Source organism: Streptomyces sp. NBC_00178 (assembly GCF_036206005.1).
Classification (GTDB): Bacteria; Actinomycetota; Actinomycetes; order Streptomycetales; family Streptomycetaceae; genus Streptomyces.
Genome location: NZ_CP108143.1, coordinates 1,099,227 through 1,118,574, shown reverse-complemented (window position 1 = coordinate 1,118,574; position 19,348 = coordinate 1,099,227). Strand labels below are relative to the sequence as shown.

At 72.5% G+C, this 19,348-nt stretch carries 22 protein-coding genes; 9 read left to right on the top strand and 13 right to left on the bottom strand.

Features of this window, described 5'->3' with window-relative positions:
* The first annotated feature begins 11 nt into the window (after positions 1 to 11).
* Complete coding sequence (locus OHT61_RS04715; protein WP_329035298.1) at positions 12 to 917, top strand: Gfo/Idh/MocA family protein; 906 nt, start codon at positions 12 to 14, stop codon at positions 915 to 917.
* Here the strand turns inward: OHT61_RS04715 and lnt are convergent.
* The 7 genes from lnt to OHT61_RS04680 all read right to left on the bottom strand — a co-directional run bounded on the left by lnt (position 841) and on the right by OHT61_RS04680 (position 7,721).
* Positions 841 to 2,469, bottom strand: coding sequence for an apolipoprotein N-acyltransferase (gene lnt / locus OHT61_RS04710; RefSeq protein ID WP_329035295.1), 1,629 nt, complete (start codon positions 2,467 to 2,469; stop codon positions 841 to 843). The genes OHT61_RS04715 and lnt overlap by 77 nt on opposite strands.
* A gap of 112 nt (positions 2,470 to 2,581) precedes the next feature.
* Positions 2,582 to 3,052: a nuclear transport factor 2 family protein gene (locus OHT61_RS04705; RefSeq protein ID WP_329035294.1), complete on the bottom strand. Its 471-nt coding sequence runs from the start codon at positions 3,050 to 3,052 to the stop codon at positions 2,582 to 2,584.
* Positions 3,053 to 3,182: 130 nt separating this feature from the next.
* Positions 3,183 to 4,532: an MFS transporter gene (locus tag OHT61_RS04700; protein WP_329035292.1), complete on the bottom strand. Its 1,350-nt coding sequence runs from the start codon at positions 4,530 to 4,532 to the stop codon at positions 3,183 to 3,185.
* A gap of 259 nt (positions 4,533 to 4,791) precedes the next feature.
* Positions 4,792 to 4,965 carry a hypothetical protein gene (locus OHT61_RS04695; protein WP_329035290.1) on the bottom strand — a complete coding sequence of 58 codons (174 nt, stop codon included), beginning with the start codon at positions 4,963 to 4,965 and terminating at the stop codon, positions 4,792 to 4,794.
* Between the two features lie 201 nt (positions 4,966 to 5,166).
* Positions 5,167 to 5,574: an ester cyclase gene (locus OHT61_RS04690; protein WP_329035288.1), complete on the bottom strand. Its 408-nt coding sequence runs from the start codon at positions 5,572 to 5,574 to the stop codon at positions 5,167 to 5,169.
* A 336-nt stretch (positions 5,575 to 5,910) separates the two neighbouring features.
* Positions 5,911 to 6,783 (bottom strand): undecaprenyl-diphosphate phosphatase, encoded by an 873-nt coding sequence (locus OHT61_RS04685; RefSeq protein WP_329035287.1) that lies wholly within the window; start codon positions 6,781 to 6,783, stop codon positions 5,911 to 5,913.
* Between the two features lie 215 nt (positions 6,784 to 6,998).
* Positions 6,999 to 7,721 (bottom strand): TVP38/TMEM64 family protein, encoded by a 723-nt coding sequence (locus tag OHT61_RS04680; RefSeq protein WP_329035285.1) that lies wholly within the window; start codon positions 7,719 to 7,721, stop codon positions 6,999 to 7,001.
* 49 nt (positions 7,722 to 7,770) lie between these two features.
* Here OHT61_RS04680 and OHT61_RS04675 point away from each other — a divergent pair, with 49 nt between their 5' ends.
* The 3 genes from OHT61_RS04675 (at position 7,771) to OHT61_RS04665 (ending at position 10,922) form a co-directional block, all read left to right on the top strand.
* Complete coding sequence (locus tag OHT61_RS04675) at positions 7,771 to 8,490, top strand: DNA alkylation repair protein (protein ID WP_329035282.1); 720 nt, start codon at positions 7,771 to 7,773, stop codon at positions 8,488 to 8,490.
* Between the two features lie 321 nt (positions 8,491 to 8,811).
* Positions 8,812 to 9,981 carry an elongation factor Tu gene (tuf, locus tag OHT61_RS04670; RefSeq protein ID WP_329035281.1) on the top strand — a complete coding sequence of 390 codons (1,170 nt, stop codon included), beginning with the start codon at positions 8,812 to 8,814 and terminating at the stop codon, positions 9,979 to 9,981.
* A 95-nt stretch (positions 9,982 to 10,076) separates the two neighbouring features.
* Entirely contained in the window at positions 10,077 to 10,922 is an 846-nt protein-coding gene (locus tag OHT61_RS04665; RefSeq protein WP_329035279.1) for a spermidine synthase, read from the top strand.
* On the opposite strand, the gene OHT61_RS04660 is transcribed toward OHT61_RS04665, so the two are convergent.
* Entirely contained in the window at positions 10,884 to 12,194 is a 1,311-nt protein-coding gene (locus tag OHT61_RS04660; RefSeq protein ID WP_329043098.1) for an MFS transporter, read from the bottom strand. The genes OHT61_RS04665 and OHT61_RS04660 overlap by 39 nt on opposite strands.
* Before the next feature lie 69 nt (positions 12,195 to 12,263).
* Positions 12,264 to 13,301, bottom strand: coding sequence for a hypothetical protein (locus OHT61_RS04655; protein WP_329035277.1), 1,038 nt, complete (start codon positions 13,299 to 13,301; stop codon positions 12,264 to 12,266).
* Positions 13,302 to 13,419: 118 nt separating this feature from the next.
* On the opposite strand from OHT61_RS04655, the gene OHT61_RS04650 reads away from it, so the two are divergent.
* Together OHT61_RS04650 and OHT61_RS04645 are read left to right on the top strand one after the other, a co-directional pair.
* Entirely contained in the window at positions 13,420 to 13,872 is a 453-nt protein-coding gene (locus tag OHT61_RS04650) for a DUF4442 domain-containing protein (protein ID WP_329035275.1), read from the top strand.
* Between the two features lie 129 nt (positions 13,873 to 14,001).
* A complete protein-coding gene (locus OHT61_RS04645) occupies positions 14,002 to 14,664 on the top strand; it encodes a DedA family protein (protein ID WP_329035273.1) in 663 nt (220 codons plus the stop codon).
* Between the two features lie 51 nt (positions 14,665 to 14,715).
* On the opposite strand, the gene OHT61_RS04640 is transcribed toward OHT61_RS04645, so the two are convergent.
* Positions 14,716 to 15,246, bottom strand: coding sequence for a gamma carbonic anhydrase family protein (locus OHT61_RS04640; RefSeq protein WP_329035271.1), 531 nt, complete (start codon positions 15,244 to 15,246; stop codon positions 14,716 to 14,718).
* A gap of 146 nt (positions 15,247 to 15,392) precedes the next feature.
* Between OHT61_RS04640 and OHT61_RS04635 the strand changes: the two genes are divergently transcribed.
* Entirely contained in the window at positions 15,393 to 16,145 is a 753-nt protein-coding gene (locus OHT61_RS04635) for an acyltransferase (RefSeq protein ID WP_329035269.1), read from the top strand.
* Between the two features lie 121 nt (positions 16,146 to 16,266).
* On the opposite strand, the gene OHT61_RS04630 is transcribed toward OHT61_RS04635, so the two are convergent.
* Positions 16,267 to 17,133: a DMT family transporter gene (locus OHT61_RS04630; protein WP_329035267.1), complete on the bottom strand. Its 867-nt coding sequence runs from the start codon at positions 17,131 to 17,133 to the stop codon at positions 16,267 to 16,269.
* 93 nt (positions 17,134 to 17,226) lie between these two features.
* Between OHT61_RS04630 and OHT61_RS04625 the strand changes: the two genes are divergently transcribed.
* Both OHT61_RS04625 and OHT61_RS04620 read left to right on the top strand, forming a co-directional pair.
* Positions 17,227 to 17,811: a helix-turn-helix domain-containing protein gene (locus OHT61_RS04625; RefSeq protein ID WP_329035265.1), complete on the top strand. Its 585-nt coding sequence runs from the start codon at positions 17,227 to 17,229 to the stop codon at positions 17,809 to 17,811.
* Between the two features lie 23 nt (positions 17,812 to 17,834).
* A complete protein-coding gene (locus OHT61_RS04620; protein ID WP_329035263.1) occupies positions 17,835 to 18,011 on the top strand; it encodes a hypothetical protein in 177 nt (58 codons plus the stop codon).
* Here the strand turns inward: OHT61_RS04620 and OHT61_RS04615 are convergent.
* Positions 18,008 to 18,823 (bottom strand): aminoglycoside N(3)-acetyltransferase, encoded by an 816-nt coding sequence (locus OHT61_RS04615; protein ID WP_329035261.1) that lies wholly within the window; start codon positions 18,821 to 18,823, stop codon positions 18,008 to 18,010. The two genes, OHT61_RS04620 and OHT61_RS04615, sit on opposite strands and share 4 nt — an antisense overlap.
* Before the next feature lie 93 nt (positions 18,824 to 18,916).
* Positions 18,917 to 19,333: a CoA-binding protein gene (locus tag OHT61_RS04610; RefSeq protein ID WP_329035259.1), complete on the bottom strand. Its 417-nt coding sequence runs from the start codon at positions 19,331 to 19,333 to the stop codon at positions 18,917 to 18,919.
* Positions 19,334 to 19,348 lie beyond the last annotated feature (15 nt).

Genomic DNA, 19,348 nt, shown 5'->3' with positions numbered 1-19,348 from the left:
GGGAGAACCTCGTGAAGGTCGGCTGCATCGGGCTCGGAGACATCGCGAGGAAGGCGTATCTGCCGGTACTCACCGCCCTGCCCGGCGTCGAACTGCATCTGCAGACCCGCACCCCCGCCACACTGGCGGACGTGGCCGCCGCGCACCGGATCCCCGCCGAGCGGTGCCACGAGGACCTCGGCGCGCTCCTGGACCAGGAACTGGACGCCGCCTTCGTGCACGCGTCGACCGCGGCGCACGCGGAGATCGTCGAGCGGCTCCTGGAGGCGGGCGTCCCCACCTACGTCGACAAGCCGCTCGCCTACGAACTCGCCGACTCCGAGCGGCTGGTGGCTCTGGCCGAGGAGCGCGGTGTCACGCTGACCGTCGGCTTCAACCGCAGGCTCGCCCCGTCCTACGCCCAGTGCGCCGAGCACCCGCGTGAGCTGATCCTCCTGCAGAAGAACCGGGTGGGGCTGCCCGAGGATCCGCGCACCCTGGTGCTCGACGACTTCATCCACGTCGTCGACACCCTGCGCTTCCTGGCTCCCGGCCCGGTGTCGGGGGTCGTCGTGCGCGCGCGGATCGTGGACGGGATGATGCACCACGTGGTGCTGCAGCTGTCCGGCGACGGGTTCACCGCCATCGGCATGATGAACCGGCTCAACGGGTCGACGGAGGAGATCCTCGAGGTCTCCGGCCAGGACTCCAAGCGACAGGTGCTCAACCTCGCCGACGTCGTCGACCACAAGGGCCAGCCGACCCTGCGGCGCCGCGGCGACTGGGTGCCGGTCGCCCGTCAGCGCGGCATCGAGCAGTGCGTCGTGTCGTTCCTGGACGCGGTGCGGGCCGGCGAGGTGCTCAGCGCGCAGGACGCTCTGGAGACCCACCGGCTGTGCGAACGGGTGGTCCTGGACGCCCTGGAGCAGGCTTCCTGAGGGACCGCAGCCCCAGTACGCCGAAGAACACGGCCAGCACGGCCAGCGCGCCGTACACGGGCCAGGCGCCCAGCCGGACGTAGAGCGTGGTGCCCTGGGCGAGCGGCACGTCGAACACGGCCGCCTCGCTCGCGTCCGTACCGATCGGGGCGCCCACCCGCTCGCCCCGCGGACCGTACACGGCGCTCACGCCGGTGAGCGTGGCGTGCACCATCGGACGGCCCGTCTCCGCCGCCCGCAGCGCTCCCAGCGAGGCGTGCTGCGCGGGAGCCCAGCTGTGCTGGAACGTCGAGGTGGACGACTGGGCGACGATCACCTCGGCGCCGTCCTCCACCAGGCGCCTGCTCATGTCGGGGAACGCGGTCTCGAAGCAGACCAGCGGCCCCACCCGGAGCCCGTCGGGCAGGTCCATCACCACGGGGGCGCCGCCGCGCAGCCGGTCCTCGCCCGCTGCCTTGCCCACCGAGGTCGCCCAGCCCAGGAGGGAGCGGGCCGGCACGTACTCGCCGAACGGCACCAGTCGCATCTTGTCGTACCGGTCGCCGGTCGGGCCGTCAGAGCCCACCAGCACCGCCGACTTGAAGATTCCGGTGCGCTCGGGGCCATCCGTGCGCCGGGCGTCCATGTTGACCAGGATGTCCGCGCCGACCTGACGCGACAGCGCGGTGACCCGGTCCGCCGTCTCCGGATGGCGCGACAGATCCACCGCCACGCTGCTCTCGCCCCACACCACGAGGTCCACGTCCCGGCCGGCCAGACCGCGCGTCAGCTCCTCGCTGCGCGCGAAGCGGTGCCCGATGCTGCCGGGGCCGTCGACGACCCCCGGCTGTACGACCGCGATACGGACCGTGCCCTCCTGCTCGGGCCGTGGTGCCCACAGGGCCGTCGCCCCCGTACCGACCGCGCCCGCGACGACGCACACGGCCGCGGTCCGCCGCGCGGACGGCACGGCGACCAGCAGCGCCAGGGCCGTGTTCGCGGCGACCACACCGAGACTGACCAGCCACACTCCGCCCACCGACGCGGTGCGCAGCGCGAACGGGACGTTCCACTGGCTGGCCCCCAGCAGACCCCACGGCCCGCCGAGGCCCTCCCACGAGCGCACGAGTTCGATCATCAGCCAGCCGGAGGGCACCACGACGACCGCGGCGAAGGCCCTGCCCGCGGACGGTGATCCGCCGAGCAGACGGGCCACCAGAAGACCCCAGGGAGCCCACAGGAGCCCGAGGAACGCCGCGAGCACCACGATGAACACGTGCAGACTCGGCATCAGCCAGTGGTGGACGGCGATCACGAAGCCCACCCCGCCGAGCCAGCCGTCCAGGGCGGCCCTCCGGCCCGTGCCCGCCGACCGGATCAGCAGCATCCACGGCACCAGCGCGACGTACGCGAACCACCAGAGCGACGGGGCCGGGAACGCCAGGGCGGGGAGCGCGCCGGCGCACAAGGCGACGACGCCCCGTCCGACGCGCGAGCGCAGCAGCCGCTCGTGCGGCCGCGCCGCACCCCCGTCGGCCGTCGCGTCCGGAAGCCGCGTGCCCCGCATCGGCATGACCTGTCCTCCTCGCCGGTCCTCCGCTTGATTCCAGTGTGCGCCGAAAGATCGGGAGCGCACAGGGGGAGTCCCGCGGATCCGCCGGTCCGGGGAGGCGGCGAAGGGGTGATCACACCGTGGCGGCGACCCCGGGGCCGTGCCGCCAGGTCTCCTCCATCGTGACGGTGTGTATCCGCCACCCCGGGTCGGTGCGCCGCAGGTCGAAGACGTACCGGCCTCCGGACATCGTCGTCGGCGCGGTCCCCTCCGCGCCCCCGCCGCCCCGCGGGCTGAGGTAGTCCGCCCGCACCCGTGCGAGGTCGCCCGGATAGCCGCCCAGGTCCTGGAGTTCGAGGCGGCGGTTCACGATCAGGTGCTGACGGACGGGCAGGAGCCGCAGGATGTCCGCCAGCCAGTGCACGGACTCGGCCACCGGCCCTGCACGTCCGCCCGCGCCCCGGTGGTCGACGCGGCCGTCCGGCGTGAACAGCGCGCCGTACGCCTCCCACGCGCCCTCGTCCACCGCGGCGGCGTATTCACTGATCACCGAGTCGATGGAGAGGCGGTCCATCACCGTCGCGAGAGCCACGCGCTGCGTCATCGGCCAAGTCTCGGCCAGTGCGAGCGGCACGCCAAGAGTCCTGCAGTGCCTCTGCCGATCCGGGTCCCGGGTGGCCGCCGCGGGGGAGGGCCGGGGGCGCGAGCGCGGGGACCACCGGCGGCCCGTCCCCTCACCCGGCGTCCGGTGAGGCCGCACCGCCCGTCGCGGGTCCCTCGCACCGGCCGGGCGCCCGCTCGGCGGGCACGTCCGGAAGAGCCCGCCCCAGGCGGGCGAGCGGGGACAGCGCGATCACCGCCGGGGACAGCAGCATGCCCGCCGCCGTCACCAGGAGACCGGTGCGCAGTCCCCACTCCTCGGCGAGGACACCGCCCAGCACGGAACCGAGCGGCGTCAGCCCCATGCCGACGAACGTGATCGTCGCTGCCGCACGGGCCTGCATCCCGTACGGCGTCACACTCTGCCGGATGGCCATGACCGCCACGTTCACCACCTGTCCCCCCGCGCCGAACACGAAGCCGACGACGAGGAGTGCGGGAAGCGTCACCGCGGGGGAGCCGTGCAGTCCGGGTACGCAGAGGAACGCGCCGTCGCCGATCGCCGCTGCGCAGACGAGCACCACGCCGTAACCGAACCGCTTCGGGAGGGCGGCTGCCAGCACGGAGCCCAGGAGCGCACCCGGCCCCGACGCCGCGAGTGCCAGGCCCACGGCGGTGCCCGACAGGTGCAGTTCGAGGGGCAGGAACAGCAGATGGACCGTCATCAGTGCCGCGAAGGAGAACTGGAAGACGGCCGATGCCAGGCACACGGCCCGCAGCGAGATGTCGCCCAGGACGAGACGGAGACCCTCAAGGATCCGGCGCCGTACCGGGGGCTGCCGTTCCGTGCGCTGCGGGACCCGTTCACCCCGGCGGATCCGGCGGACCGACACGCACGAGAGTGCGAAGAACAGAGCGCCGGACGCCACCGCGAGGGGCGCGGACAGCAGGGACACCAGGGCGCCGCCGAGGGCGGGACCGCCGATCTGGGCCGCCGAACGGCTGCCCTCGAGCGCGCTGTTGCCCCGCACCAGCCGGTCGCGAGGCACCAGACGTACGAGAGAGGCCTGGTAGGCCACGTCGAAGAAGACGGACAGGACCCCGACGGCGAAGGCGGTCGCGCACAGCGCCGCCGGACCGAACTCCCCGAGGAGCGCGAGCGACGCGGCAGCGCACAGGACGAACGCCCGGCCGCCGTCCGCCAGGACCATCACCGTACGCGTGCGCCATCCGTCCACCCAGGCGCCCACGAAGAGCGTGAGCAGCAGCACCGGCGCCTGGCCGACGGCGCGCAGGACACCGAGCCTGCCCGGGTCGAGACCGAGCGTGAGGACGGCGTGGAGCGGCAGGATCACCAGCGTCGTGTGTTCGCCGAGTTGGGAGGCCGTCTGCCCCCACCACAGCCGGAGGAAGTCACGGTCCCGCCGGAGGCCCGACGCGACTGGCGGTCCGGAATCGGGAACGGCGGAGAAGGCGGGCGGCACGCGGACCCCTCGGGTTGCGGACGACGAGGCCCGCACCGGGGCACACCACAGGTGCGTCCGGGATCCGGGCTCAAGAAGGCTCGCTGTGCCGTGATTTCAGGGGCGGCACGCGATGACGGGCCGATGACGGCCGGGATGTCAACGCGCGCTCGGACGACCGGGCATGTCCGCAACTCCTCGTATGCCGTCTGCCGCTCGCGGACACCCTGTCCGGGCGCTCGTCACCGGAGCCGCTCCGGGAGGTGCGCCGGAGCGGTGGTCACGCCGCTTCGGCCGCGCCCTGGTGCACGGCCGACCCCCATTCGACGAGCAGCCGCTCGTACTCCTGACGGGCCTCCAGGGTACCCAGGCCACCGTCCACGAGCGTGCGGATCTGCGCGTTCAGCTCGGCGAGCGAGCGGACCGGTGTCGGCTCGGTGGAAGGGATGGGCATACGTCGATTCTAAGGGTGCGGGCCGACAATCTGACCGGGCGCGTAGGGCGTTCTCCCCGATCGCCGTGGATCCTCCGGTCACACGGCCGGTCGTCCCGTCTCCGCGGCGGCGGAGGCCGGCCGTGCCGACGGTGCCGCACAGGGGCGGGCCGCCCCCTGTCCTTGCAGGTGGCGGCCCGCCCCGGCCCGCATCAGTCCGTGTCAGGCGAGACCGAGCTGTCGCATCATGCCGAGTTCGTCGCTGCTTCCCCAGCGCTCCACGAGCTTGCCGTCCTCGAAGCGGCTGATCTGCATGCCCCGGTACGCGACCGCCTTGCCCGTCGGCGCGTGGCCGAGCAGTTCGCCCCGGTGTGTCCCCTTGATGGTGTAGGCGAAGGCGAGTTCGTCGTCGGTGGCCACCAGGTGCTCGACCTCGACCCGCAGGTCCGGGAACGCGATCCTGAGCTCGCGGAACATGTGCTGGTAGCCCGCCGGGCCCGGGCCCTGGCCCGGCGCCGGGTCGTGGTCCACGGCCCCGGGGGCGACCAGATCGGTGAGAGCGTCGAGGTTCCCCGTGCTGACCGCCTCTCCGAACGCGGTCTGGACGGCGATGTTCTCCTGCTGGGACACGGCTGCTCCTCGGTCTCGTGAACGCGCCGCGGCGCCGGAACAGCCGCCGCGGACACCGATCCTGCTGCGGCGGCCCGTGGGCGCGTGCCGACATGCCGAGGGTCACCCCGTACGGGTCATGGCTTGCCCCCACACGCCGCAGCCGGGTGCCACCAGGAAGAGGGCCCTGGCCGCACCCGGCTGCCCGGCTGTTCCGCCGCCCGGTCCGATTACCGGGGAGCGTCCGGATGGGAGAATTCCGGGAGAGGATCTTGTCCGGCGGCCGGCGAAAGGTCGCGTTTCATCCGGAATGCCACCTCGCCATGAACGCGGGGAGAACCGCCGCGGAGGGGCGTCTCAGCCCGCCGACTCACCGGCGTGCGGACTCAGGGCGCCCGCGCCGATCAGGGCGAACAGCACGATGCCCAGGATGATGCGGTAGATGACGAACGGCATGAAGCTCTTCGTGGTGATGAACTTCATGAACCAGGCGATCACTGCGTATCCGACCGCGAAGGCGATGATCGTCGCGAAGATGGTGGGTCCCCAGGAGACGTGCCCCTCGCCCGCGTCCTTCAGTTCGAACACGCCCGAGGCGAGCACCGCGGGAACGGCCAGCAGGAAGGAGTACCGGGCCGCCGCCTCACGGGTGTACCCCATCAGCAGACCGCCACTGATCGTCGCACCGGACCGCGAGACGCCCGGAACCAGCGCAAGGGCCTGGCAGAATCCGAAGATCAGACCGTCCTTGACGCCCAGCTCCTTCAGGGACTTGCGCTCCTTGATCGCCCGGTGCTTGCCCCCGGTCTCGTCACGTGCGGCGAGACGGTCGGCGACGCCGAGGACCACACCCATCACGATCAGGGTCGTGGCGATCAGACGCAGGTCACGGAACGGGCCCTCGATCTGGTCCTTGAAGGTCACGCCGAGCACACCGATCGGGATCGACCCGACGATGACCAGCCAGCCCATCTTGGCGTCGTGGTCACTGCGCATGGCGGAATCGGTCAGCGACCGGAACCAGGCCGAGACGATGCGCGCGATGTCCTTGCGGAAGTAGATGAGGACCGCGGCCTCGGTGCCGATCTGGGTGATCGCGGTGAACGCCGCTCCCGGGTCGTGCCAGCCCGCGAACGCCGCGGTCAGCCGCAGATGCGCGCTGGAGGAGATCGGCAGGAACTCGGTCAGTCCCTGAACGAGGCCCAGGACGAATGATTCGAACCAGCTCATGGGGCTTTGGCCATCCCGGAGATGCTCATGCAACGGCCGACGGACACGAAGTCCGTCGGCGGTGTGCGGATGCGGTCAGAAAAGGGGGCGGGACACCACGGTCCCGGACATCCTCTGTCGGATGCGCGCAGCGTATCGCCTGCGGGTGAACGGCCCGCCCGCTGCCCCCGGCTTCGCCGCGCCACCCGCCCCCTCAGGAGGGGCCGCCCGCCCTCTCAGGAGGGGCCGGCCGCCACGGCCAGCCGGTGGCGCCTGCGCCAGGCGACGAGGGCCGCCCCGGCGCCGGAGACCACGATGAAGCCCATCGCGGCCAGGAACACCGGCGAGGTCGGTGACGACGCGGTGCTGCCCGCGACGACGTACGCCGCCGTGTTGGGGATGGAGCCGAGCCCGGTGGCCAGGAGGAACGGCGGGTAGCCCATGCGGGAGGTCGCCGCACAGTAGTTGGCCGCGGCGAACGGCACCCCGGGGAAGAGCCGCAGCGCCAGCATGGACCGGAACCCGTGCCGGCTCAGCAGTCCGTCCGCGGCCTTGAGGTACTTGCCCCGCAGCAGGGTGCGCAGCGCGTCCTGCCCCAGCACCCTGCCCAGCAGGAAGGAGATCCCCGCGCCGAGGACGGTGCCCGCCAGCGCCGCGGCCAGGCCCGCCTGGGCGCCGAAGAGGGCCCCGGCGGCGAGGTTGAGCAGCGGGCGCGGCACGAAGGCGACGGTGCACACCCCGTACGCCAGCCCGAACAGCATCGCCGCCGCGGACCCGGTGAGTTGAGGTGGCCAGCCCGAGGCCAGCAGTCTCTGTGGTTCGAACAGCACCATCGTGGTGGCGGCGGCCAGCAGGACCGCCACGAGGAGGGTGAACCGGGACCAGGGGGAGAGCAGCGCCCTCGTACAGCGCACTGCCAGGCCGCCGGAGGGCCGTGTTGCGGGGACGGGGTCGAACATCTGGGGAGCGTAACCGAAACAGGTGTGTGATCGTCGTAATGTGCACGGCATGAGCACACCGGCGCAGCCAGTCCCCGTCGTGCCGGCCAGCGCGCTCGCGGACACCGTGCTGCACCGTCTCGTCCGGGTGTATCCCGGCGCCGCCGATCCCGAACGCGCAGTCCAGGCGGCTGCGTACATGAAGGACGTCGCGCCCTTCCTCGGCATCCCCACCCCGCGGCGCAGGGATCTGTCCAGGACCGTGCTGGCGGGCACGGGCAGGCCGGACGAGACGGATCTCACCGCGATCGCCCTGCGGTGCTGGGAGTTGCCCGAACGCGAGTACCAGTACTTCGCCGCCGACCTCCTGCGCCGCCACGCCGCACGTTGTTCGGCGGGCTTCCTCCCCGTCCTGCGTCATCTCGTCTCGACGGTCCCGTGGTGGGACACCGTCGACGTGCTGGCGGCCCATGTCGCCGGGCCCCTCGTCGCGGCGGAACCGGAACTGCGTACGGCGATGGACGCCTGGATCGGGGACGACAGCGTCTGGATCGCCCGGACCGCGCTGCTGCACCAGCTCCGTTACAAGGAGCGGACCGACACCGGCCGGCTCTTCCGCTACTGCCTGCTGCGCGCGGAGCACCCCGATTTCTTCATCCGCAAGGCGATCGGATGGTCCCTGCGCGAGTACGCCAAGACGGATCCGGACGCCGTACGCGACTTCGTCGACGGAGCCCGGGACCGTCTGTCGCCGCTCTCCGTGCGCGAGGCGCTCAGGAACATCGGCTGACGAGCCCCGGTTCGCGGTCCCGGGTGGCCGCGCGGACGGAAAACCAGTCGACGGCGCCCGGCCGCTCCGCCATGATCGGGGCATGTTCCGGTACGCCTTCCCCACAGCGCAGTCCGCAGTCGCGGACACGCCGAAGGCTGCCGTGAGCCCTGCGGACGCGACCGCAGCAGCAGCACTCGACGCAGCGTTCACCGCTGCCGCGGCGCCCTTCGGCGGCGCCCGAAGCTGACCCTCCCCCGACAGTCCGGCGGACCCCGTGAGGGGAGGGTCGGCGGGGCCCTGGGGTCTTCTCTCTCAGCTTCGAACACCAAGGAACGAGCCATGCCCAAGACGGCATACGTGCGCACCAAGCCGCACCTCAACATCGGCACCATGGGTCACGTCGACCACGGGAAGACCACCCTGACCGCCGCGATCACCAAGGTGCTCAGCGACCGCGGAACCGGCACCTTCGTGCCCTTCGACCGGATCGACCGGGCTCCCGAGGAGGCGCAGCGCGGCATCACCATCAACATCGCGCACGTCGAGTACGAGACCGACACCCGGCACTACGCGCACGTGGACATGCCCGGACACGCCGACTACATCAAGAACATGGTGACGGGAGCGGCGCAGCTCGACGGGGCGATCCTCGTGGTGTCCGCGCTCGACGGCATCATGCCGCAGACCGCGGAGCACGTCCTGCTGGCCCGTCAGGTCGGTGTCGACCACATCGTCGTCGCCCTGAACAAGGCCGACGCGGGTGACCCCGAGCTCACCGACCTGGTCGAGCTGGAGGTCCGCGAACTGCTCAGCGCGCACGGCTACGGCGGTGACTCCGTGCCGGTCGTGCGGGTGTCGGGGCTCGGCGCGCTGCAGGGCGACCCGCGCTGGACGGCGTCCATCGAGGGGCTGCTGGACGCCGTCGACACCTACGTACCGGTCCCGGTGCGCTACACCGCGGCGCCGTTCCTGCTGTCCGTGGAGAACGTGCTGACGATCACCGGCCGGGGGACCGTCGTCACCGGGGCGGTCGAGCGGGGCACGGTGCGCGTGGGGGACCGCGTGTCGGTGCTCGGTGCGGACGTCGAGACGGTCGTGACCGGCCTGGAGACCTTCGGGAAGCCGATGGAGTCCGCGGAGGCGGGCGACAACGTCGCGCTGCTGCTGCGCGGGGTCGAGCGTGACCGCGTCCGCCGCGGCCACGTCGTCGCGGCGCCGGGCAGCGTCACCCCGAGCCGGCGTTTCACCGCGCAGGTGTACGTCCTGTCGGGCCGGGAGGGGGGCCGGAGCACACCGGTCACCACGGGGTACCGGCCGCAGTTCTACATCCGCACGGCGGACGTCGTCGGCGACGTCGACCTCGGCGAGGCGGCGGTCGCGCGGCCCGGCGAGACGGTCACCATGACCGTCGAGCTCGGCCGCGACATCCCGCTCGAGTCCGGCCTGGGCTTCGCGATCCGCGAGGGAGGCCGGACGGTGGGGGCAGGTACGGTCACCGCACTGCTCTGACCGTACGCCGCCGTCCGCATCCCCCGGCCCGGGGGATGCGGACGGCGGGCGCCGGTTCGTCCGCCGGAGGCTCGCCTGCCCGTCACAATGGGGGAGTGAACGAGCCGATACCCGTCATCCGCGACACCGACCACGGCACCGCCAGGCTGTTGCCCGACGTCGACCGGGACCGGGCGTGGCTGCTCACGGTGGACGGCGCCCCGCAGTCCTACGTCGACCTCGACGACCCGGGGCACCTGGAGTTCGAGTACGTGCGCCGGCTCGGCCACGTCGTCGACCGCGCCGCCGCCCCGGGTGTCCCGCTGGACATCCTGCACCTCGGCGGCGGCGCGCTCACGCTGCCGCGCTACGCGGCGCTGACCCGCCCCGGCTCCCGTCAGGACGTGGCCGAGGCGGACGGGGAACTCGTCGAGCTGGTCCACGCCCACCTGCCGCTGCCCGAAGGTTCCGGGGTCACCGTGCACGCCGCCGACGCCAGGGCCTGGCTCGAACAGGCGCCGTCGGACTCCGCCGACCTCCTGATCGCCGACGTCTTCGGCGGCGCGCGGGTGCCCGCCCATCTGACGTCCGCCGAATACGCCCGGTCCGCCGCCCGCGTCCTGCGGGCGGACGGGATCTACGCGGCCAACCTGGCCGACAGCGCGCCCTTCGCCTTTCTGGGCTCGCAACTGGCCACCTTCGCAGAGGTGTTCGACGAGCTCGCCGTCATCGCCGAACCGGCCGTCCTGCGCGGCCGGCGGTTCGGCAACACGGTGCTTCTCGCCTCCCGGGCGCCGCTCGACATCGCCCCGCTGACCAGGCTGTGCGCCGCCGACGCCTTCCCCGCCCGGGTGGAGCACGGTGCGCCGCTGAAGCGACTGCTCAACGGGGCGAAGCCGGTTCGGGACAGCGAGGCCGTCGCCTCACCCGAGCCGCCCGACGGGGCTTTCAGCATCGGCTGACTCCGGGGCGGCGGCCGGCGCCCCGATGCCCTTGACCGTGCCGCGGCGCGTCAGATTCCGTACGTCCGGCACCAGCAGCACGCCCGCGGTCACCAGCACGATCAGCCCCGCGCAGCCCCACAACGCCGCGCTGCGGCCCACGAGCGATTCGACCGGACCGGCCGCCGCCGTGGCCAGCGGAACCATCGCGACCGAGCCGAACCAGTCGTACGCCGACACCCGGGACAGCTTCTCCTCGGGGATCTCCTGGTGCAGAGCGGTCATCCAGGACACCCCGAACACCTCGATGGCGACGCCGGTCACGAACATCACCGCGCAGAGCCCGGTCACCGGGAGGGGGATCGCGAGGCCCGCGGAGGGCAGCGCCAGCGGAAACACGCAGAGGGTCCCGGCCAGCAGCAGCCGTCGCGGTCTCCAGCGAATCATCAGCAGCGCCCCGCCCAGCGTGCCGACGCCGAACGCGGCGAGCGCGAGGCCCCACGGACGGGCACCGCCGAGCTGGTCCCGGGCCACCAGCGGCCCGTAGACGGCCTCCGCCGCCCCGACGACGGCGACCACCACGCTGAACTGGAGCACGATCGCCCAGAGCCAGGGGCGTCCGGCGACCTCCCGCCAGCCGTCACGCAGATCGGAGAGCAGCCCCCCGCCCGCGGCCCGCCCGGGGATGTGGCTCACGTCCAGGAAGGCCCGCAGCAAACCGGCGACCGCGAACGCCGCGGCGTCGACGGCCAGCACCCACCCCGGGTCCATGGCCGCGATCATGGCGCCTCCGAGCGCCGCCCCGCCGATGGCCGCGCCGTGCATCGCCATCCGGAAGAGGGCGAAGGCCCGCGCCGCGTGCTCGCCGTCGACGCTGGACATCAGCATGCCCTCGGACGCCGGGCCGAAGAACGCCTGGCCGGTGCCGCAGAGTGCCGTCAGCACCATCATGTGCCACAGCTCGGCGGAGCCGGTGAGGACCAGCCAGGCGAACACGGCCTGGGAGACGCAGTTCAGGGCGTTGGCGGCCACCATCACCCGGTGCCGGGGGATCCGGTCCGCGACCGCGCCGCCGATGAGCAGGAAGAGCACCAGGGGCGCCGTGCGCGCGGCGGCCACGAGACCGACGTCACCGGCGTCGCCGCCCGACTCAAGAACCGCGAACGCCGCCGCGATCAGAGCGCCGCTGGTTCCGAGGTTCGTGATGATCGCGGCGGCGGTCAGCAGACCGAAATTACGGTCTCCCCTCGGGGCGCGGCGCGCGGGAACGGGGGAAGAGGCGGGGGAAGTCACCAAGGGACTATCCCCGCCGCGACCCCCTGCCGCCAAATGGGCGGGCCCGCGGGTGCCTGGTGCCGGAGGTCAGGAGGGGCCGGCGCCGCTCCCGGCGTCCTCCGTCAGGCGTACGGTGCTGAGGATCTTCTGGATGGTGGCGTCCGGGAGCTCGTCGTCGACCCCGGCATTGGCGTAGAGGATCCAGGACGCGAACTCGTCCTTGGCGTTCTTGAACGTGAAGGCGATCGACTTGCCGTCGGTGTCGCACTTGTCCTTGTTAGCCAGTCCGGTCGCGGTGGCCGTGGCGACGCTCCCCGAGAGGCCCGACTTGGTCGTGTACGGCTTGGGCTCGCCGATCTTGACCTTGTTCTTGGGATCCCCCTGCGCGTAGGCGGCCCAGACCCAGTTGGCCGCCTCGTTCTTCGCCGCCTCGTCGGTGCTCTTGGCGCCCTGGCCGCCCTTGGTGCCGACACCGGCCAGGCCGGTGTCCTCCTTGGTGCCGTCCTTGTCCGCGTCGTCGACGCACCACTTGCTCTTGTAGTGGGCGGGAGCGGAGAAGCCGACGGCCGGCGGGCCCGTGGGGTTCTTCTCGTCCTCGAAGCCGGAGAACACTCCGGTGCCCGCGACCTCCCAGTCGCCGGGCACGTCGAACCGGGTGCCCCACTTGGGGTTGGTCACGACCTTCCAGCCCGGCACGGTGGGCGCGGCTTCCTCGCCGCCACGCGGGTTAGCCGCGGGGGAGGAAGCGGTGTCGGACGGCTTCGCCGAAGGCGACGCCGACGACTTGCCGTCGGCCGTCGGACCGCCCTCGTCGTCCTTCTTGTTCATGACCACGACACCGGTCACCACCGCAGCGACGACGACCGCGGTGGCGGCCACGACGGCGACGATCGCCGTCTTCCTCTTGTCGTCGGGCCGTGGGCCGCCGGGCTGCCCCGGAACGGCGTACTGCGGAACGGTCGGCTGCTGGTACGGGTTGGGCTGCTGGTATCCCTGCTGGTTCTGCTGCTGGTATCCCGGCTGCTGATAGGGATTCGGCTGGTGGTACCCCGGCTGCTGGTACGGATTCTGGTTCTGGTCCTGCGGGTTCTGCTCGCCCCCGGGCGGCTGCTGTCCTGGCCACATGGCCAGTAACCATAGAGGGGAGGGGCGGCCGTAGCTACGGGCGCCCCTGACCGGAGGGACGGCGGGGCCTGCCGCGAGGGGATGGCCAAAGCCTGCTACCCGCTAGTAACATCCGTGCATGAGCACTCAAGAGACGACGGTCGGCGACATGCTGTCCGCGAGCGTCCCGATGGTCCGCACCCTCGGCATCACCTATCTGGAGACGACCGCGGAGCGCGCTGTCCTCTCGCTTCCGGACCAGGCCGACTACCACAACCACCTCGGCGGGCCGCACGCCGGAGCGATGTTCACCCTCGCGGAATCGGCGAGCGGCGCGATCGTCGTCGCCGCGTTCGGTGACCAGATGGCCCGGGCGGTCCCGCTGCCCGTGACGACGGAGATGGCCTTCAAGAAGGTGGCCATGGGCGACCTCACCGCCACCGCGGTGCTGGGCCGCCCGGCGGCGGACGTCGTGGCCGAACTCGACGAGGGCAAGCGCCCCGAGTTCCCCGTGAGCGTCGAGATCCGACGTGCCGACGGCGCCGTGACGAGCGAGATGAGCGTGGTCTGGACCCTGCGTCCGAACCGCTGACGGGACCCCGCCCCCGCACGCCCCCGACCGGGGGCCGCGGCGGCCCCTCCCGTTCGCCGGACCGGTAGGCTGCCCGCCGTGCACCCTTCGTGGTGCACGGCGGCAGATTTTTTACGGGAAGGACCGGCGATGCACGTCCAGGAGTGGCTGGAGACCGTACCCGCGGTCAGCATTTACCTTCTGGTGGGGGTCGTCATCGGGCTCGAGAGCCTGGGCATCCCGCTGCCCGGCGAGATCATCCTCGTGAGTTCGGCCCTGCTCGCCTCGCAGCACGGAGACATCGACCCGGTGGTGCTCGGAGCCTGCGCCTCGGCCGGGGCGATCATCGGCGACTCCGTCGGGTACGCCATCGGCCGCAAGGGCGGCCGGCCGCTGCTCGCATGGCTCGGCGGCAAGTTCCCCAAGCACTTCGGGGAGCCCCAGATCGCGCTGGCGGAGCGGTCCTTCGAGAAGTGGGGCATGTGGGCGGTCTTCTTCGGCCGCTTCGTCGCACTGCTGCGGATCTTCGCGGGGCCACTGGCGGGCGTCCTGCGCATGCCGTACTGGAAGTTCCTGATCGCCAACGTGCTCGGCGGCATCGTCTGGGCCGGCGGCACCACCGCCGTCATCTACTCGGTAGGCGTCGTCGCCGAGGCGTGGCTCAAGCGGTTCTCGTGGCTGGGACTGCTGGCGGCCGTACTGATCGGCCTGGTCTCCATGCTGGTGCTGAAGAACCGGGCCAAGAAGGCCGCCGAGCAGGCCGACCGGACGGCCCCGGCGCCCGAACCGGACGCGGTGCCGGCGGCTGACTGAGGCCCCGCGCCACGGCACCCGGGGCGGTCGTGCCGATGGCCCGCTGCCCGGTCAGCCGCGGTGCGCCTCGCGGTGCGCCTTCGCCAGCTCCACGTAACCGGCCGCGTTGAAGGCGATGCCCTCCCGCTCCTCCTCGGTCAGCTGCCGCTTCACCTTGGCGGGTACGCCGGCGACCAGGGAGCCCGGGGGGATCCGCATCCCCTGCGGGACGAGCGCCTGCGCGGCGATCAGTGAACCCGCTCCGATGTGGGCGCCGTTGAGCACGGTGGCCCCCATGCCGACCAGCACGTCGTCCTCGATCACGCAGCCGTGCAGCACCGCGTTGTGGCCCACGGAGACCCGGGCGCCCACGGTCAGCGGGAAGCCGGGGTCGGTGTGGACGCTGCAGTTGTCCTGGACGTTGCTGTCCGGCCCGATCGAGATGGGGCCGCAGTCCGCGCGGAGCACCGCCTGGTACCAGACGCTGGAGCCCGCGGACAACGACACCTCGCCGATGACGACGGACGTCGGTGCGAGGAAGGCGTCCGGGTCGATGTCCGGGTTCCTGCCGCCGATTCCGGTGACCAACGCCTGCTCTGCCATCGCCTGCTCCCTCGCCGGACCGTGGCGCGCGTGGCGCCCCTGCTCCGGACGAACCGTAATGGACGGCCCCGCCTGCCCGGTGAGGTGGGGTGAACGTCACAGCTCGCCGCGGGGACCCCTCCCGGGCCGGCGGCTACCGTGAGCGGGTGCCGAAGAACCGAAACACGTTCTCCTCGCTGGCCCGCCTGCGCCGCGGTGTCGCGTCCCGCGCCGTCCACCGTGTCTGGGCCTGGGCGCAGGAGACCGGCGCGGTCACCGCGCAGCACCCGGGGAGGCTCCGGTTCGGCCGGATCGGTGCGGGCACCCGGCTGGCCTTCCCGCAGGGCACGGTGTTCGGGGAGTCCTGGATCGAGCTGGGCGACCACTGCATCATCGGTGAGCGGGTGACCCTGACCGCGGGGCTGATGCCCGATCTCGACCTCGGCTCCGCACCCATCCTGACGCTGGGCGACGGTGTCGTGCTCGGCCGTGGCAGCCATGTCATCGCCGACACCACGGTGTCGATCGGCTCCGACACGTACTGCGGCCCGTACGTCTACATCACGTCCACCAACCACAGTTACGACGACCCCCACGAGCCCGTCGGCCGGCAGTGGCCCCGTATGGAGCCGGTCTCGATCGGGCCGGGGTGCTGGATCGGCACCGGGGCGGTCATCCTCCCGGGCGCCAGCCTGGGCCGGAACGTCGTCGTCGCGGCCGGGGCCGTCGTGCGCGGCGAGGTGCCCGACCACGCGGTGGTGGCCGGGGCGCCGGCCCGGGTGGTGCGCAGCTGGGACCCGGAGCAGGGCTGGCAGCCGCCGCTGCGTACGCCGGCCCCGGTGCCCATCCCGGACGGGGTCACTCCCGAACAGCTGCAGGCCGTGGCGCTCCTGTTGGAGGAGCCGGCGGCGGAGGCCTGAGCCCCGGGAGCCGTGCGGGGACGTCGGGTGCCCGGCCCCGGGAGCCGTGCGGGGACGTCGGGCGCCCGGCTCCGGGGCTCCTGTCCCGGCACGTCCCGGGTTCGCGCCCGTCGGCCTCGCCTCAGCCCGTCGCCAGCAGGACCGTCCCCAGCAGAGCCAGGGCGGCGCCCGCCGCCTGGACCCCGCGCAGCCGTTCGCCGAGCATCCCCCGTGCGGCCAGCGCCGTCACGACCGGATACAGCGATGCCAGGACCGCGGCAACGGTGACCGGACCGTGCTGTGCCGCGACCGAGTACGTGCCGTTCGCCGCCACATCGGCCAGCCCGACGAAGGCCAGGGCGGGCAGCGAGGCCCGGACCGCCTGCCGGCCACCGTCCTCGGGGAGCGCGCGGCCGCCCCGGAGGACCGAGACGTACAGGGCCGTACCGCCGACCGCGATGTTCGTGACGCGCTGCACGAACAAGGCGAGGAAGAGGCCGGTCACCGTCGTGGATGCCTCCGCGATCAGGGTCATCACGGCCCCGAAGCCGAAAGCGGCCAGCAGCGTCAGCACCACGGCCCGGCGCTGCACCGGCGCTCCGCGCAGTTGCGGCCCACCCGCCAGGACGACCCCGGCGACGGCGATCACGATTCCGGCGAACTGCGGCAGCCCCGGCCTCTCGCCGATGAGCAGGCCGGCCCCCACCGGTACGGCCACCCCGAGTGAGCCGAGCGGGGAGACCACACCCATCGGGCCCAGGGCCAGGGCCTTGTAGAAGCTCAGCATCGCGACCGGCCCGACCGTGCCCGCCGCCACCGCGAACCAGAGCCGCGTCCCGGCCTCGTGCCACGCACCGGTGGCGATCACGACTGCGCCGAGCACCACGGCGGCGACGCACTGCGAGACGACCACCACGGTCAGGGCCGGCGTGCGCCGGGTCAGCAGTCCGCCGCCGAAGTCGGCCAGACCCCACAGCAGGCTCGTGGCCAGGGCGAACAGGGCTGTCATCGGGCGCCTCGCAGTACAGTGCGGTGGTCGGGTGGGTACACCGCACCGTAGTGCACTATTTTCGACTCTGCCATTCAAAATATTGGACGGAATGTGTCTGACCTCGATCAGCTCACGCAGTCGCTGGCCCGCAACCTCAAGCGCTGGCGAGGTGAACGCGGGTTCACACTGGACGCCCTGGCGGCCCGGGCGGGGGTCAGCAGGGGCATGATCATCCAGATCGAGCAGGCGCGTACGAACCCGAGCGTCGGCATCACCGTCAAACTGGCCGACGCGCTGGGGGTCAGCATCACGACGCTGCTCGACTACGAGCAGGGGTCCCAGGTGCGGCTGGTGCCCGAGGAGCAGGCGGTGCGCATGTGGTCGACAGAAGCGGGCAGTTCGACCACGCTCCTGGTCGGCACCGAGGCCCGGGGGCCGATCGAGCTCTGGTCCTGGCGCCTCATGCCCGGCGACGTCAGCGCCTCCGACCCGCACCCCGAGGGCACGGTCGAACTCCTCCACGTCACGGCCGGAGAGATGACGCTGGTCGTGGACGGTGAGGCCCACCCCGTGCCGGCGGGGACGTCGGCGACGTTCGAGGCGCACGTGCCGCACAGCTACCGCAACGACGGTGCCGAACCGGCCGAGATGACCATGGCGGTGTCGATCCCGCCGGTGCGCCGGGAGAGCAGGTGAGCCGAGTTTCCCGGGCTGTCGGCGTGAGCCGCGTGCACGCACCCCTGGGCACCTTCACGGATGTCTCGCCCGCCGCCGGCCGGCCGGACCTGCCCACCCCGCCCGTCGCCCACGCGGTGTCGGCGGGCCGGGGCGGTGCCCCCGCCGAAGCCTGGACCCGGGCCGCCGAAGCCCGAGCCGGGGAGCGGACCAGGGGCTAACGCCGCGCCTGCCGGTGCCGCCCGAGCCATTCCTGGGCGAAGTCCACCGCCGCGCGGATGCCGAAGAGTCGGCTGCGCGCCGAGCCCACCGTGCCCGACCGAACCGTCCCCGCGCGGTCCTCCCGCTGGAAGTCGTCGCCGAGGGCCGCGAAGTCGCCGTCGTCCAGTACGACGTCCTCGTACTCCCACCAGCGGCGCCGTCCGTCGGGCGCGACCACGCAGCGGTAGGCGCGCCTGGGCAACGGCGCGGGCAGGCGGTACTCCGCGAGGTGGAAGGCGCTGCAACTGTCGAAACCGGTGCCCAGCAGCAGGACTTGGGCGTCGGACTCGTAGAGCCGGGCGAGCGGGGAGTCCTCGCCCAGATGGCAAGTCTCGCGGTGACCCGAGAGCAGCTTCTCGGCCGCCGGGCCGAGCGCCGCGAACGAGGTCTGCGGGTGAGCGCTGCGCACGGCACCGGCGGTGAGCCGCACCGTCTCCGCCAGGGCCCCCATCGCCGGTGCGGGAGAGGTCTCCGCGTCGTACGGGGGCATCGCCGCACGCAGGGCCGCGCGCGCCTCGTCGCCCAGACCCCGGACACGGTCCAGATAGGAGCGCGAGGTGTCCGAGTTCTCGGGCGTGAAGGACGGGACGACCAGCGTGCCCCCGGGCCCCAGAGCCGTGCGCAGCGCGCGTGCCATCGACGGGGCGTCCGCACCGGCCGAGCGCATCGAGGCGTGCACCAGCAGGACGCCGCCCCGCCGCACGCCGAGCTCGCGCAACTGCGTGGCCGTGCCGTCCCGGGTGAGGAGGGGATGCCGTGTCACGGCGCACATTCTCCACGCCGGTGACCCGCTGCGACACCACGCCTACCCGGCGGACGCGGGTGTGCAGGGGTTCGCAGCGTGCGCGGGGGCGCGCGAAAGCGGTCAGGCGCGGCCGGGCAAGCGGGGTATCTCGATCGCGGGACACCGGTCCATGACCATGTCGAGCCCGGCTTCCCGGGTGCGCGCGCAGGCCTGTTCGTCGATCACGCCGAGCTGGAACCAGACCGCCTTCGCCCCCGCCTGCACCGCCTCGTCGGCGACTCCCCCGGCCAATTCGCTGTTGACGAAGACGTCCACCACGTCGACCGGGAAGGGGATATCGGCCAGCGAGGCGTATCCCTGTTCGCCGTGGACCGTCTCGGCCTTCGGGTGGACCGGCACCACTTTCTTCCCGAAGCGCTGGAGCACCGCGGCCACTCCGTATGCCGCACGGGAACGGTTGCCGGACAGGCCGACCACCGCCCAGGTGTCGCCCGAGTCCTGGAGAATCCTGCGGATCGTGTCATCGTCTGCGTACATGCCCGGACAACGGAC